Origin of the sequence: Pseudomonas sp. CFBP 13719, assembly GCF_014842095.1 — a bacterium.
Taxonomy (GTDB): domain Bacteria; phylum Pseudomonadota; class Gammaproteobacteria; order Pseudomonadales; family Pseudomonadaceae; genus Aquipseudomonas.
Map to the genome: position 1 here is coordinate 955,619 of NZ_JACYVB010000001.1, position 14,715 is coordinate 970,333.

A 14,715-nucleotide genomic window follows, 5' to 3' on the forward strand; every position below is an offset into this window, starting at 1 on the left:
TGATGCTTGCTTGATTCAGCCCTGCACAACGCAGGTCGCCAGATGGCCGGCCAATGCCGACCAGGCAATGTTCTGTTGTTCGCCCTGGCCGCGCAGGGGTTTGAAACCTACCACTTGTTGGGCCAGTTCGTCGTCCCCCAGGATCAAGGCATGCAACGCACCGCTCTTGTCGGCTTTCTTGAACTGGCTCTTGAAGCTGCCAGCGCCGGCATTGACCATCAGGCGCAGGCCGGGCACCTCGTCGCGCAGCCGCTCGGCCAGGGTCAGACCTGCCAGCTCGGCCTGCTCGCCGAAGGCACACAGGTACACATCGACCTGTCGGGAAATGGACTCGGGCACCTGTTCCAGGGTTTCGAGCAGCAGTATCAGGCGTTCGATGCCCATCGCAAAGCCCACGCCAGGTGTCGGCTTGCCGCCCATCTGTTCGACCAGACCGTCATAGCGGCCGCCGGCACAGACAGTGCCCTGCGCGCCCAGCTTGTCGGTGACCCATTCGAAGACGGTCTTGCTGTAGTAGTCCAGGCCACGCACCAGCTTGGGATTGATCACGTAGGGAATGCCGGCGGCGTCCAGACGCGCCTTCAGGCCGTCGAAATGCACGCGCGACTCGTCGTCGAGATAATCTGCCAGCTTCGGTGCGTTGACCAATACCGCCTGGGTTTCCGGATGCTTGGTATCGAGCACGCGCAGCGGGTTGGTTTTCAGACGGCGCTGACTGTCCTCGTCGATCTGGTCCAGGTGCGCGGTGAGAAATTCCACCAGCGCCTCGCGGTAGCGACCGCGCGCTTCGCTGGTGCCCAGGCTGTTGAGTTCCAGGGTGACCGCGTCACGAATGCCCAGCAGCTTCCACAGCCGCCAGGTCAGCACAATCAGCTCGGCATCGATGTCCGGGCCGTCGAGATTGAACACCTCCAGGCCGATCTGGTGGAACTGGCGATAGCGCCCTTTCTGCGGCCGTTCATGGCGGAACATCGGCCCCATGTACCAGAGCTTCTGCACCTGGCCACCACCGCTCAAGCCATGCTCGAGCACTGCGCGGACACAGGCTGCGGTGCCTTCCGGGCGCAGGGTGAGGGAATCGCCGTTGCGATCCTCGAAGGTGTACATCTCTTTTTCGACGATATCGGTGACTTCGCCGATGGAGCGCTTGAACAGGTCGGTGAACTCGACGATGGGCATGCGGATCTGGCGGTAGCCGTAGCCGTCCAGCAAACCGGCCACGGTGCCTTCGAAGTAGCGCCACAGTGGCGTCTGCTCGGGCAGGATGTCGTTCATGCCACGAATGGCTTGCAGAGTCTTGCTCACAAAATATCCTTAGAAATCCGGGTTAGCCGCGAATGATCAATGCCGCGTCGGCTTCGACCTTTTCCGCTGCCTTCTGCCGGATCAGCCGCTCGAGCTCATCCACCAGATTGTCATTGGTCAGTTTCTGTGACGGCTTGCCGTCGATGTAGATCAGGTTCGGCGTACCGCCAGTCAGGCCGACATGGGCCTCCTTGGCCTCGCCCGGTCCGTTGACCACGCAACCGATGACCGCGACGTCCAGCGGCACCAGCAGATCTTCGAGACGCCCTTCCAGTTCGTTCATGGTCTTGACCACGTCGAAGTTCTGCCGCGAACAGCTGGGGCAGGCAATGAAGTTGATGCCACGCGAGCGCAGGCGCAACGACTTGAGGATGTCGTAACCAACCTTGACCTCCTCCACCGGATCGGCTGCCAGCGAAATGCGGATGGTGTCGCCGATACCGTCGGCTAGCAGCATGCCCAGGCCGACCGCCGACTTGACCGTGCCGGAGCGCAGGCCACCGGCCTCGGTGATGCCCAGGTGCAAGGGCTGGATGATCTGCTTGGCCAGCAGGCGATAGGCATCGACGGCCATGAACACGTCGGACGCTTTCACGCTGACCTTGAAGTCGTGGAAATCCAGGCGCACCAGATGCTCGACGTGACGCAGCGCCGACTCGACCAGCGCTTCGGGCGTCGGCTCGCCGTACTTCTTCTGCAGGTCCTTTTCCAGCGAGCCTGCGTTGACACCGATACGGATCGGGATACCGCGGTCGCGAGCGGCATCGACCACGGCGCGCACGCGGTCTTCGCGACCGATGTTGCCGGGGTTGATACGCAGGCAGTCCACGCCCAGTTCGGCCACGCGCAGGGCGATCTTGTAGTCGAAGTGGATATCGGCCACCAGCGGCACGCTGACCCGCTGCTTGATGCGGCCAAACGCCTCGGCGGCGTCCATGTCGGGCACCGACACGCGCACGATGTCGGCACCGGCATCGACCAGACGCTGGATCTGCCCAACGGTGGCATCGACGTCATTGGTATCGGTGTTGGTCATGCTCTGCACGGCAATGGGCGCATCGCCCCCTACCGGCACCGAGCCAACCCATATTTTGCGCGATTCGCGGCGCTTGATCGGAGATTCACCGTGCATGTTATTGCCCCAGCTTCATGCGAGCAGTATTGCCCTTGGTAAAGGGTGCGACATCCACCGCTTGACCGTTGTAAGTCACCTGGGCGGCATTGGCCACGCCCAGGCGTATGGCGAACGGCGGCTTGCCGCCGACCTGAAGATTCTCGCCGGAACGCTTGAGACCGCTGTACAGGACCTTGCCGGTGGCATCACTGACCTGAGTCCAGCAGTCGGCGACGAAATTGATCCCGACCTGGCCTTGCCCGGCAACTGGAGCCTCTACGGGCGCAGGGACGGCAGCCGGGTCGGCAGCACTGGTGTTCGCAGCCGTGCTCGGGCTTGGCGCGGCAACGGCCACAGGCGCCTGAGGCGGCACCGCTGGCGTCTGTGCCGGCGTGGCGGCAGGCGTACCGGTGGTGGCCGGGTCGACCGGGGCCTGGCCCTGGGTCAGGCTCAAGGCCGTCGGCTCGCCTTCGCGCGCAGCCACGACCGCCTGGTCTTCAGGCTCGTCCAGCGGATGGATCTGGGTGGTGCCATCGGCGCTTTCGACTTCGACGTGCTCCAGCGCGACGTTGGTCGGATCGGTGCCCCGTGCGGTGGTCTTGTCCTGCCACCAGAGGAAGCCGCCACCGACCAGCGCCAGTACCAGCATCAGGCTGACGATGCGCAGCAGGTTGTGGGCCAGACGCGAAGGCTCTTCGATGCGACCCAGGCCATGCACGTTGCTGCCTTGCGCATTGGTGCCCGTGTACTGGTCGAACGCCTGCACCAGCACCGCCTGATCCAGGCCCAAGAGCTTGGCATAGGCGCGGATGTAGCCACGGGAAAAGGTATGCCCGGGCAGCTTGTCGAACGCGCCCGCTTCCAGGTTGGCCAGCGAGGTGGGCGTGAGATTGAGCCGTGCGGCCACCTCAGGCAACGACCACTCTTTGCTTTCGCGGGCCTGACGCAAGGTATCGCCGGGGTTTACACGAGAGCCTGCTGCTACTTCGGGATGCGCCGCTTTCATCTTTGCTCCGACAGGTATTGCTGATATTCCGGCGTACCGGGATAAAGCCGTTTGAGTTGCAGGCCATAACTGGCGGCCTTGTTCTTGTCTTCGTAGACTTTCGCCAGACGCGTGCCGAGCAGCAGGCTGCGCGCGGTGTGCTCGCTCAACTGGGTGAACCGGTCGAAATACTCCTTGGCCGGCACATAATGCATGTCCTGGTATGACATCTCGGCCATTTCCAGCAACGCACGGGGCTGCTGACGGTTGAGCCGCAGGGCCTTCTCCAGGTTCTGCTGTGCCACCTCGCGCTGCCCAAGGGCCACGGCGGTCATACCGAGGTTCTCGAAGACCCGCGAACGCTCTGGATAGAGCGTATCGGCGGCGGCCTTCTCGAACAGCTCATAGGCTTCTTTGTAGCGTTTCTGCTCGTACAGGAAACTGCCGTAGTTGTTCAGGATACGGGCATCGCTGCGAGCGTTCAAAGCCTTGCGAAAATGCTGCTCGGCGAGCTCCGGTTCCATCTCTGCCTGGAACACCAAAGCCAGTGCGGCATTGGCGTCGGCGTCGGAGCTGTTCAGCTCCAGGGCCTTCTTCAAGGGAATCTTCGCCCGTTCGGTACTGCCTTCCTGCAGGTAGCCCAGGCCCAGTTGCACATACGCCTGACGCGCCTCGTCCCGACCCTTGCTGGTGTCCATCGGATTGACCTTGCCCGTGGTGACGCAGCCGGTCAGCAAGGCGAATACGATCAGCAGCGCAGCGCGCAGGGTCATGGGGTTCCTCTCGTTCAGTTCCGATTCGCGGCAGTTTGCGGCATATCGGCCTCAGCGCCTAATTGGCGTACGGCGATGTAGCGTTCACTGCGGCGCGTGCGGTCCATGACCTGACCCACCAACTGGCCACAGGCGGCGTCGATGTCCTCGCCACGGGTGGTGCGTACGGTAACGTTGAAGCCCGCCTGATGCAGGTGATCCTGGAAACGACGGATCGCATTGTTGCTCGGGCGCTCGTAACCGGAATGCGGGAACGGGTTGAACGGGATGAGGTTGACCTTGCAGGGCACGTTCTTGAGCAACTCGACCATTTCCACGGCATGCTCGAGCTGGTCGTTGACGTCCTTGAGCAGGGTGTATTCGATGGTCAGCACGCGCTTCTCGCCCAGTTGCGACATGTAGCGCTGGCACGACTCGAGCAGCATCTTGAGCGGGTACTTCTTGTTGATCGGCACCAACTGGTTGCGCAACGCGTCGTTGGGCGCGTGCAGCGACAGGGCCAGGGAGACGTCGATGTGATCGGCGAGCACGTCGATCATCGGTACCACGCCCGAGGTCGACAGGGTGACCCGGCGTTTGGAGATGCCATAGCCCAGGTCATCCATCATCAGGCGCATGGCCGCGATGACGTTGTCGAAGTTCAGCAGCGGCTCGCCCATGCCCATCATCACCACGTTGGTGATGGCACGGTCGACGGTCGCCGGGACGCTGCCGAAGGATTTGTTGGCAATCCACACCTGGCCGATGACTTCGGCGGCGGTGAGGTTGCTGTTGAAGCCTTGCTTGCCGGTGGAGCAGAAACTGCAATCCAGGGCACAGCCCGCCTGGGACGAAACACACAAGGTGCCACGCTTGCCCTGGGGGATGTAGACGGTCTCGACGCAGCTGCCGGACGCCACGCGCACCACCCACTTGCGGGTGCCGTCGGTGGAGATGTCCTCGCTGACCACTTCGGGGCCGCGGATCTCGGCACAGGCCTTGAGCTTCTCGCGCAGGGCCTTGCCGACGTTGGTCATGGCATCGAAATCGTCCACGCCAAAATGGTGAATCCACTTCATGACCTGACCGGCACGAAAGCGCTTCTCCCCGATCGAGTCGAAGAACTGTTCCATTTCCGGTTGAGTCAGCCCCAACAGGTTCGTCTTGCCAGTCATATCAGTCATGGATTCACCTTCACTCGTGAGCCGTAGCTTAGCGAGTGGTTACTTCGGTAGTAGCGAAGAAGTATGCGATTTCGCGGGCAGCAGCGGCTTCGGAGTCCGAACCGTGGACGGCGTTGGCGTCGATGGATTCGGCGAAGTCGGCACGGATGGTACCGGCAGCAGCTTCTTTAGGGTTGGTAGCACCCATCAGTTCGCGGTTCAGAGCGATGGCGTTTTCGCCTTCCAGAACCTGAACGACGACCGGGCCGGAAGTCATGAAGGCAACCAGTTCACCGAAGAAGCCACGAGCGCTGTGCTCGGCGTAGAAGCCTTCGGCTTCGGCCTTGGACAGTTGCTTGAGTTTCGAGGCAACGACGCGCAGGCCGGCTTTTTCGAAACGAGTGGTGATCTCGCCGATGACGTTCTTGGCGACGGCGTCGGGCTTGATGATGGATAAAGTACGTTGAACAGCCATGTGAAACTCCAGAAACAGTGATTGAAGCGAAAAATTAAACCCGCGAATTATACGCGGGTTCCGGGGTATTGCCTAACCTGCAAATCGATCAGTCCTTTTCGGCAGCCCAGAGGGTCTGCACCGCTTCGAGCACCTTCTCGCCGACGCGACCGGAGGCGTCGTCGAAATCCGGCAGCGCCTTGATCATCTGCTGCAGGCGGGTGAAGCCAACCGAGTACGGATCGAGTTCCGGATGCTGTTCTTCCAGCTCCTCGGCGATCCGCTGTACATCATTCCAACCATAGCTCATGACGATTCCTCGGTCAGTGCGGCGCTTCGGCAGCGTGATTGAGCGAGTACTTGGGAATCTCGACGGTGATGTCCTGGGTGCCGACCTTGGCCTGGCAACTCAGGCGCGACGTCGGCTCCAGGCCCCAGGCGCGATCGAGGAAATCCTCTTCCAGCTCGTCGGCTTCTTCCAGCGTGTCGAAACCGGCACGGATCACACAATGGCAGGTGGTGCAGGCGCACACGCCGCCACAGGCACTCTCGATCTCGATGTGATGATCGTGGGCGACGTCGAGCAGCGACCGGCCAGTTTCAGCTTCGACCACCATACCGTCCGGGCAATGCTCGGCGTGGGGCAGAAAAGTCACCTTCGGCATCAGTTATTCCTCAATTTCATTCAGGTTGCGCCCCGACAGGGCGTCTTTCACGGCATTGTTCATGCGACGCGCAGCGAAGGCATCGGTCACTTGCGACAGCAGCTTGGTCTGCTGTTCGATGGCCGGACCGTCGTCGCCTTTGACCCGCGCGCGCAATTCGTCCATCTGCAGGCCGATCACCATGCGCTCTTCGTCGTCGAGCAGACGCTCGCCATCGGCGTCCAGCGCGGCCTGTACCGCTTCGAGCAGGCGCTCGCCGTCGACCTGGTGCTCGCGCAGCTGGCGAGCGACCTTGTCGTCACCGGCGTACTGGAAGGAATCGGTGAGCATTTTGGCGATCTCGCCGTCGGTCAGGCCATAGGAGGGCTTGACCTGAATGCTCGCCTCGACGCCCGAGCCCAACTCGCGGGCGGACACGCTGAGCAGGCCATCGGCATCGACCTGAAAGGTCACGCGGATCTTCGCCGCACCGGCCACCATGGCAGGAATGCCACGCAGCTCGAAGCGGGCCAGCGACCGGCAGTCGCTGATCAATTCGCGCTCACCCTGCAGCACATGCACGAGCAAGGCCGACTGGCCGTCCTTGTAGGTGGTGAAATCCTGGGCACGCGCAACGGGAATGGTGGTGTTGCGCGGAATCACCTTCTCCATCAGCCCGCCCATGGTCTCCAACCCCAGTGACAACGGGATGACGTCGAGCAGCAACAGCTCGCCGCCGTCGCGCTTGTTGCCGGCCAGGGTATCGGCCTGGATGGCAGCACCTATCGCCACCACCTGATCGGGGTCGATGTCGGTCAGCGGCTGGCGCCCGAACAGCTCGCCCACCGCTTCACGTACCCGCGGCACGCGGGTGGAGCCACCGACCATGACCACGGCGAGAATCTCGTCGATTTCGATGTTGGCGTCACGCACCGCACGTCGGCAGGCCTTGAGGCTGCGCGCGACCATGGGTTCGATCAGCGCCTGGAAGGCGTCGCGAGTGAGCTCCGCGCTCCAGCTGCCGTATTCGATGGTGGTGCTGTACGACTGACTCAGGGCTTCCTTGGCAGCGCAGGCCGCCTGCAGCAATTGGCGCTGCGCACCAGGGTCGAGGTTGGCGGATACGCCCGCCTGCTCGACGACCCAGCCTGCGATGGCATGATCGAAATCGTCGCCACCCAGTGCACTGTCGCCGCCGGTGGCCAGCACTTCGAAAACCCCGCCGGTCAGGCGCAGGATGGAGATATCGAAAGTGCCGCCACCCAGGTCGTAGATCGCCACCAGCCCTTCGGCGTGCTGATCCAGGCCATAGGCGACGGCAGCGGCCGTCGGCTCGTTGAGCAGGCGCAGCACGTTCAGACCGGCCAGACGCGCGGCGTCCTTGGTGGCTTGACGCTGGGCGTCATCGAAATAGGCGGGAACGGTGATCACCGCCCCGACCAGGTCGCCGCCCAGAACATCTTCAGCCCGCTGACGCAGGGCCTTGAGGATATCGGCAGACACTTCCACCGGACTCTTCGGCCCTTGAACGGTCTCGATGAACGGCATGTGCGACTCGCCACCGACGAAGCGGTAGGGCAATTGCTCGCCCAGCTGCTTGACGTCGGCCAGGCCACGGCCCATCAGGCGCTTGACCGAGAGCACGGTATTGAAGGGGTCACTGGCGGCGGCGGCCTTGGCAGCCGCACCGACCTCGACACGATCGGCGTGGTAGCGAACGGCAGACGGCAGGATGACCTGCCCGTCTGCGTCCGCCAGGGGTTCGGATAGACCGCTGCGCAGCGCAGCGACCAGCGAATTGGTAGTGCCCAGGTCGATCCCCACGGCCAGACGACGCTGGTGTGGTTGAGGACTCTGGCCAGGTTCGGCGATCTGCAGTAGGGCCATGCTTATCAGGTCAGGAATTCAGGCGTGCGGCCGTAGCGACACTGGGTTAATCGTCGAGGCGCTCTTCGAGCTGGCGCACTTCATAGGAAAGCTTGTCGAGAAACTGCATGCGCCGCATCAGGCGTTCGGCCTGTTCGCGTTGCGCCGCGTCATCCCAACAGGCAGCGAAGCTGTCTTCGAGTTCAGCCTGCGCGGCCTTGACCCGACGCTTGAAGGCAGCCACACCGGGCAAGTCGGCACTGTCCTGCAGGTCTTCGAGCTCTTCGCGCCACTGCATCTGCTGCAGAAGAAAGTCCGGGTCGTGGACCGTGACTTCCTGCGGTACTTCTCGCCCACCGATGGACAACAAGTAACGCGCACGCTTGGGCGCAGCCTTCAGCGTCTGGTAGGCATCGTTCAAACCTGCCGACTTTTCAAGCGCCTGGCGTTGTTCGCGCTCGGACGCGTCGGCGAAGCGATCGGGATGGACTTCACGGGCCAACTCGCGATAGCGGGTAGCCAGTTGGTCGAGGTCCAGACGAAAGCCGGGCTTGAGGTCGAACAGGGCGAAATGACAAGGAGTACCCACGGTCAGCCTCAGATATTGAAGCTTTCGCCGCAGCCACATTCGCCGCGTACGTTGGGGTTGTTGAACTTGAAGCCTTCGTTCAACCCTTCCTTGACGAAATCGAGCTCGGTACCGTCCAGGTAGACCAGGCTCTTGGGATCGATGATCACCTTGACGCCATGGTTCTCGAAGACCTTGTCTTCGCTGCCGGCTTCATCGACGAACTCCAGCACGTAGGCCAACCCCGAGCAACCGGTGGTGCGTACGCCCAAACGAATGCCGTCACCCTTGCCACGCCCTGCCAGGGAGCGGCGAACGTGGTTGGCGGCGGCTTCTGTCATGCTGATGGCCATCGTGACTCCTTACCTGCAAACGGTTGCGCGCGAGCGGTCACCCGCACCGCGCTGTATCGAACCTGCGACTGTGTCCAGCTTCGCTCTGACTCAGAGCAGACCTTTCTTCTGCTTGTAGTCGCGTACGGCCGCCTTGATGGCGTCCTCGGCGAGCACCGAGCAGTGAATCTTCACCGGCGGCAATGCCAGTTCTTCGGCCAGCTGGGTGTTCTTGATGGTTTCGGCTTCGTCCAGGGTCTTGCCCTTCATCCACTCGGTGGCGAGGGAGCTGGAAGCAATGGCCGAACCGCAACCGTAGGTCTTGAACTTGGCATCTTCGATGATGCCCTGCTCATTGACGCGGATTTGCAGACGCATCACATCGCCGCACGCCGGAGCGCCGACCATGCCAGTGCCAACGTCGGCATCTTCGGCGTCCATCTTGCCCACGTTACGTGGGTTTTCGTAGTGGTCGATGACCTTTTCACTGTAAGCCATGATATTGATCCTTACTGAAACTCATCAGGTAAGCCGCTCTTGTCGGCAGCTACTTAGTGCGCCGCCCACTCGATCTTCGAGATATCGACACCGTCTTTGTACATGTCCCACAGCGGCGACAACGCGCGCAGCTTGGTGACGGCCTCGCAGACTTTCTGCGCAGCGTAATCGACTTCTTCCTCGGTGGTGAAGCGACCGAAGGTGAAACGAATGGAGCTGTGTGCCAGCTCGTCGTTGCGGCCCAGGGCGCGCAGTACATACGAGGGCTCGAGCGAGGCCGAGGTGCAGGCGGAACCGGAAGACACAGCCAGGTCCTTGAGGGCCATGATCAGCGACTCGCCTTCGACATAGTTGAAGGACAGGTTCAGGTTGTGCGGTACGCGGGCGGTCAGGCTGCCGTTGACGTACAGCTCTTCCAGGTTTTCGACCTGCTGATAGAAGCGGTCGCTGAGGGCCTTGATGCGTGCGTTCTCGTCCGCCATGGTTTCCTTGGCGATACGGAAGGCTTCGCCCATGCCGACGATCTGGTGCGTGGCCAGGGTGCCCGAACGCATGCCGCGCTCGTGACCACCGCCGTGCATGGCAGCTTCCAGACGAACACGCGGCTTGCGGCTGACGTACAGCGCGCCGATACCCTTGGGGCCGTAGGTCTTGTGCGCCGAGAACGACATCAGGTCGACCTTGAGCGCGGCCAGGTCGATCTCGACCTTACCAGTGGACTGCGCAGCGTCGACATGGAACAGCACGCCGCGCGAACGGGTCAGTTCGCCGATGGCCGCGATGTCGTTGATCACGCCGATTTCGTTGTTCACGTGGATGACCGAAACCAGGATGGTGTCGTCGCGCATCACCGCTTCGATCATGGCCGGGGTGACCAGGCCATCGGTGCCGGGTTCGAGGTAGGTAACGTCAAAGCCTTCACGCTCGAGCTGGCGGGTGGTGTCCAACACCGCCTTGTGCTCGATCTTGGTGGTGATGATGTGCTTGCCCTTGGTCTGGTAGAAGTGCGCCACACCTTTGATCGCGAGGTTGTCGGACTCGGTGGCACCGCTGGTCCAGACGATTTCGCGTGGGTCGGCACAGACCAGGTCGGCCACTTGGCGACGGGCGTTTTCAACGGCCTCTTCGGCCTTCCAGCCGAATACGTGCGAACGGGAAGCCGGGTTACCGAAGTTCCCGTCCATCTGCAGGCATTCGATCATCTTCTGTGCAACGCGTGGGTCCACTGGCGTGGTCGCGGAGTAATCGAGGTAAATCGGCAACTTCATTGGTATCTCCTATCAGGCGGCTAACCTGGCTTTCTCATTCGACGGCAGACGTTTCGATCTTGTCCAGGCGTTGCGTGCGGCCGTTGCTGTTGCAACGACGCAGGTCCTGGCGCTGGGCGACTTCTTGCACTTCACGGCGAGTGACAAGGTCGGACAGACTGATGCCGCTCAAAAATTCATGGATCTGCTGGCTGAGGTCGCACCACAGGTGATGGGTCAGGCAGGTGTCTCCGGCGTGGCAATCACCCAGGCCCTGGCATTTGGTAGCGTCGACCGATTCGTTGACCGCGTCGATGACCTGTGCAACCTGGATGCCTTCCATTTCGCGGGAAAGCTGGTAACCACCGCCCGGGCCGCGCACGCTGGACACCAGGTTGCCCCGGCGCAGCTTGGCGAACAGTTGCTCCAGGTAGGACAGGGAAATGCCCTGGCGCTCGGAGATGTCGGCCAATGAGACCGGCCCACGCTGCGCGTGCAATGCCAGGTCGAGCATGGCAGTGACGGCGTATCGGCCTTTAGTTGTCAGTCGCATGGCTAGTACCACGGGTTCTCGGAATAGGTTCGATCATCCTATTTCCGAGTAAATTTGTCAACTATAAGTCCTACTGAATTACTAGGACTTGAGTGCAAAACGGCGGCGCAATGATAGCAGACTAATGATGCGGGAGGGAGCACCCGCTGCGCGCCATGCCCCGCGGGAGCGGTCATCGGCTGCGAAACGGGCACCGCGGTGGATCTGATAGAACGAGGTGCGCCCTTCGCGGCCACGGACCGCTCCTACAGAGGGGGGTCGGGGCGCGCGTAGGAGCGGTCATCGGCTGCGAAACGGGCACCGCGGTGGATCCGATAGAACGAGGTGCGCCCTTCGCGGCCACGGACCGCTCCTACAGAGGGGGGTCGGGGCGCGCGTAGGAGCGGTCATCGGCTGCGAAACGGGCACCGCGGTGGATCTGATAGAACGAGGTGCGCCCTTCGCGGCCACGGACCGCTCCTACAGAGGGGGGTCGGGGCGCGCGTAGGAGCGGTCATCGGCTGCGAAACGGGCACCGCGGTGGATCCGATAGAACGAGGTGCGCCTTTCGCGGCCACGGACCGCTCCTACAGAGGGGGGCGGGGCACGCGTAGGAGCGGTCATCGGCCGCGAAACCGGCGCCGCGGTGGATCTGATAGACCGAGGTGCGCCTTTCGCGGCCACGGACCGCTCCTACAGAGGGGGTCGGGGCGCGCGTAGGAGCGGTCATCGGCCGCGAAACGGGCACCGCGGTGGATCCGTCGGATCAGGGGTTGGTCTTGCGCTCCGCGCCCTGCACGCATTCGAAATCCTCGTCACGCAGGGGCGGCAGGTCCTTGGCGCGATAGTCGCTGCCCAACTGGTTGAGCGCGCCGCACATACCCTCGAGGCGCCCATCCACCGCATGCAGGTGATCGAGCAACTGGCCGATGGCACGCGCCACCGGGTCAGGCATGTCTTCGCCACCGACACCGTAGGCATCGAAGCCGATCTTTTCGGCCATGGCCTTGCGCCGCGCATCGAGTTGGTCATCGCTCTTGACGATGATCTTGCCCGGGATCCCCACGACGGTCGCGCCGGGCGGCACTTCCTTGGTCACCACTGCGTTGGAGCCGACCTTGGCCCCGGCGCCGACCGTGAACGGCCCAAGCACCTTGGCGCCCGCCCCCACCACCACGCCATCGGCCAGGGTCGGATGGCGCTTGCCCTTGTTCCAGCTGGTGCCGCCCAGGGTCACGCCCTGATAGATCGTCACATCATCGCCGATCTCGGCCGTCTCGCCGATCACGATGCCCATGCCGTGGTCGATGAAAAAGCGCCGGCCCACCGTGGCGCCGGGATGAATTTCGACCCCGGTCATCCAGCGACCGAAATTCGACACCACCCGCGCCAGCCATTTCAGATCCCGCTTCCACAAGGCATGGGCCGCCCGATGCAGCCAAATGGCGTGCATGCCGGGGTAGCAGGTCAATACCTCGAACGCATTGCGCGCAGCCGGATCGCGATGAAAAACACTTTGGATATCTTCCCGCAGACGTTCGAACATTTACTGATCCTTGCGCTTATGCGGCTCGCCCCGAGCGACCTTCTGGGTCTCGGTGAGAATGCCGCGCAAAATACTCATTTCCGACTTGTTCACGGCGCTGCGGCCAAACAGCCGGCGCAGGCGCGCCATCAAATGCCGCGGTTTTTCCGGGTCGAGAAAGGCGATGTCGACCAGCGTGTCCTGCAGATGGCCATAGAAGCGCTCCATCTCGTCGCTGGTCGCCAGCTCTTCGGCCTTCTCCATGGCAGCAGACGGACGCGTTCCCGCCAGCCATGCCATACGCACTTCATAGCCGAGCACCTGCACCGCCGCCGCCAGGTTCAGCGAGCTGAAATCGGGGTTGGACGGGATATGCACATGGAAATGACAGCGCTGCAGCTCGTCGTTGGTCAGGCCGGCATGCTCGCGGCCGAACACCAGCGCGATCTGCTTGCCCTGCCCCGCTTCGTCGATGACTTTCTCGCCGCACTCGCGGGGATCCACCAAAGGCCAGGGCAGGCTGCGGTCGCGGGCACTGGTGCCGAGCACCACGGTGCAGCCCACCAGCGCCTCTTCCAGGGTGGCGACCACTTGGGCGTTTTCCAGCACGTCACTGGCACCCGAAGCGCGCGCCTCGGCTTCGGGCGAGGGGAAATCGCGGGGTTCGACCAGTACCAGCCGCGACAAGCCCATGTTCTTCATGGCGCGCGCCGCTCCACCGATGTTGCCGGGATGGCTGGTATTGACCAGGACGACTCGGATGTTATCCAGCACGGCTAGGGCTCTGTGTCGGGGAAAGGGCGGCAAATATTACAGAAGGCCTATAACTAAGGCTATGTCCCTCTTCTTGTCCACGACTTTTCTGCTAGAATGCGCGGCTTTCTTTAACGACCTAGGTGAAACGTCCATGCAGCCCATGCTGAATATCGCGCTGCGCGCCGCCCGCAGCGCCAGTGAATTGATCTTCCGCTCCATCGAGCGCCTGGATACCATCAAGGTCGACGAGAAAGATGCCAAGGACTACGTGTCCGAAGTCGATCGCGCCGCCGAACAGAAAATCATCGACGCCCTGCGCAAGGCCTATCCGACCCACGGTATCCGTGGCGAAGAAACCGGCTTCCACGCTGGCAGCGGCGAAGGCGAAGACTACCTGTGGATCATCGACCCACTGGACGGCACCACCAACTTCCTGCGCGGCGTCCCGCATTTCGCCGTCAGCATCGCCTGCAAATACCGCGGTCGCCTGGAGCACGCGGTGGTTCTGGACCCGGTGCGCCAGGAAGAATTCACCGCCAGCCGTGGCCGCGGTGCGCAGCTCAACGGCCGCCGCCTGCGCGTCAGCGGTCGCACCAGTTTGGACGGCGCCCTGCTAGGCACCGGCTTTCCGTTCCGCGACAACCAGATGGACAACCTCGACAACTACCTGGGCATGTTCCGCAGCCTGGTGGGCCAGACTGCCGGCATCCGCCGCGCCGGCTCCGCCAGCCTGGATCTGGCCTACGTCGCCGCGGGCCGCTTCGACGCATTCTGGGAGTCGGGCCTGTCGGAATGGGACATGGCTGCGGGCGTGCTGCTGATTCAGGAAGCAGGCGGTCTGGTGAGCGATTTCACCGGCGGTCACAACTTCCTGGAAAACGGCCACATCGTTGCCGGCAACACCAAGTGCTTCAAGGCGGTGCTGACTGCCATCCAGCCGCACCTGCCGGCTTCGCTCAAGCGCTGAGTCCTGA

At 62.6% G+C, this 14,715-nt stretch carries 17 protein-coding genes; 1 reads left to right on the forward strand and 16 read right to left on the reverse strand.

The window, feature by feature from the left end; translation table 11 throughout:
• Nucleotides 1–15: 15 nt before the first annotated feature.
• From hisS to trmJ, 16 genes are all read right to left on the reverse strand, one after another.
• Nucleotides 16–1,305: a histidine--tRNA ligase gene (hisS, locus tag IFT57_RS04490; protein WP_122796026.1), complete on the reverse strand. Its 1,290-nt coding sequence runs from the start codon at nucleotides 1,303–1,305 to the stop codon at nucleotides 16–18.
• Nucleotides 1,306–1,327: 22 nt separating this feature from the next.
• Nucleotides 1,328–2,437, reverse strand: a complete 1,110-nt coding sequence (gene ispG, locus IFT57_RS04495; protein ID WP_122713484.1) for a flavodoxin-dependent (E)-4-hydroxy-3-methylbut-2-enyl-diphosphate synthase — start codon at nucleotides 2,435–2,437, stop codon at nucleotides 1,328–1,330.
• 1 nt (nucleotide 2,438) lies between these two features.
• The gene (locus IFT57_RS04500; protein WP_192150691.1) at nucleotides 2,439–3,425 is read right to left on the reverse strand and encodes a RodZ domain-containing protein; all 987 of its coding nucleotides are present in this window, start codon (nucleotides 3,423–3,425) and stop codon (nucleotides 2,439–2,441) included.
• Nucleotides 3,422–4,177, reverse strand: a complete 756-nt coding sequence (gene pilW / locus IFT57_RS04505) for a type IV pilus biogenesis/stability protein PilW (protein ID WP_043186565.1) — start codon at nucleotides 4,175–4,177, stop codon at nucleotides 3,422–3,424. The genes IFT57_RS04500 and pilW overlap by 4 nt, the downstream gene beginning before the upstream one ends.
• Nucleotides 4,178–4,191: 14 nt before the next feature.
• Nucleotides 4,192–5,340 carry a 23S rRNA (adenine(2503)-C(2))-methyltransferase RlmN gene (gene rlmN / locus IFT57_RS04510; protein ID WP_122479547.1) on the reverse strand — a complete coding sequence of 383 codons (1,149 nt, stop codon included), beginning with the start codon at nucleotides 5,338–5,340 and terminating at the stop codon, nucleotides 4,192–4,194.
• A gap of 28 nt (nucleotides 5,341–5,368) precedes the next feature.
• Nucleotides 5,369–5,794 carry a nucleoside-diphosphate kinase gene (gene ndk, locus IFT57_RS04515; protein ID WP_192150693.1) on the reverse strand — a complete coding sequence of 142 codons (426 nt, stop codon included), beginning with the start codon at nucleotides 5,792–5,794 and terminating at the stop codon, nucleotides 5,369–5,371.
• Nucleotides 5,795–5,882: 88 nt separating this feature from the next.
• Nucleotides 5,883–6,083: a Fe-S cluster assembly protein IscX gene (gene iscX, locus IFT57_RS04520; protein ID WP_122796028.1), complete on the reverse strand. Its 201-nt coding sequence runs from the start codon at nucleotides 6,081–6,083 to the stop codon at nucleotides 5,883–5,885.
• Between the two features lie 13 nt (nucleotides 6,084–6,096).
• Complete coding sequence (fdx, locus tag IFT57_RS04525) at nucleotides 6,097–6,438, reverse strand: ISC system 2Fe-2S type ferredoxin (RefSeq protein WP_122479549.1); 342 nt, start codon at nucleotides 6,436–6,438, stop codon at nucleotides 6,097–6,099.
• A 3-nt stretch (nucleotides 6,439–6,441) separates the two neighbouring features.
• Nucleotides 6,442–8,304 carry a Fe-S protein assembly chaperone HscA gene (gene hscA / locus IFT57_RS04530; protein ID WP_192150695.1) on the reverse strand — a complete coding sequence of 621 codons (1,863 nt, stop codon included), beginning with the start codon at nucleotides 8,302–8,304 and terminating at the stop codon, nucleotides 6,442–6,444.
• 46 nt (nucleotides 8,305–8,350) lie between these two features.
• Nucleotides 8,351–8,872 (reverse strand): co-chaperone HscB, encoded by a 522-nt coding sequence (hscB, locus tag IFT57_RS04535; protein WP_122796030.1) that lies wholly within the window; start codon nucleotides 8,870–8,872, stop codon nucleotides 8,351–8,353.
• 8 nt (nucleotides 8,873–8,880) lie between these two features.
• A complete protein-coding gene (iscA, locus tag IFT57_RS04540) occupies nucleotides 8,881–9,204 on the reverse strand; it encodes an iron-sulfur cluster assembly protein IscA (protein WP_122479552.1) in 324 nt (107 codons plus the stop codon).
• Nucleotides 9,205–9,294: 90 nt separating this feature from the next.
• Entirely contained in the window at nucleotides 9,295–9,681 is a 387-nt protein-coding gene (iscU, locus tag IFT57_RS04545) for a Fe-S cluster assembly scaffold IscU (RefSeq protein WP_043186545.1), read from the reverse strand.
• 53 nt (nucleotides 9,682–9,734) lie between these two features.
• A complete protein-coding gene (locus IFT57_RS04550; protein ID WP_192150696.1) occupies nucleotides 9,735–10,949 on the reverse strand; it encodes an IscS subfamily cysteine desulfurase in 1,215 nt (404 codons plus the stop codon).
• Between the two features lie 34 nt (nucleotides 10,950–10,983).
• Nucleotides 10,984–11,481 (reverse strand): Fe-S cluster assembly transcriptional regulator IscR, encoded by a 498-nt coding sequence (gene iscR, locus IFT57_RS04555; protein WP_122479554.1) that lies wholly within the window; start codon nucleotides 11,479–11,481, stop codon nucleotides 10,984–10,986.
• A 745-nt stretch (nucleotides 11,482–12,226) separates the two neighbouring features.
• On the reverse strand, nucleotides 12,227–13,006 hold the full coding sequence (cysE, locus tag IFT57_RS04560; RefSeq protein WP_192150698.1) for a serine O-acetyltransferase: 780 nt from the start codon (nucleotides 13,004–13,006) through the stop codon (nucleotides 12,227–12,229).
• Nucleotides 13,007–13,759 carry a tRNA (cytosine(32)/uridine(32)-2'-O)-methyltransferase TrmJ gene (trmJ, locus tag IFT57_RS04565; RefSeq protein ID WP_192150700.1) on the reverse strand — a complete coding sequence of 251 codons (753 nt, stop codon included), beginning with the start codon at nucleotides 13,757–13,759 and terminating at the stop codon, nucleotides 13,007–13,009. It lies immediately after the preceding gene.
• A gap of 133 nt (nucleotides 13,760–13,892) precedes the next feature.
• On the opposite strand from trmJ, the gene suhB reads away from it, so the two are divergent.
• A complete protein-coding gene (suhB, locus tag IFT57_RS04570; protein WP_122479557.1) occupies nucleotides 13,893–14,708 on the forward strand; it encodes a type III secretion system regulator SuhB in 816 nt (271 codons plus the stop codon).
• Nucleotides 14,709–14,715 lie beyond the last annotated feature (7 nt).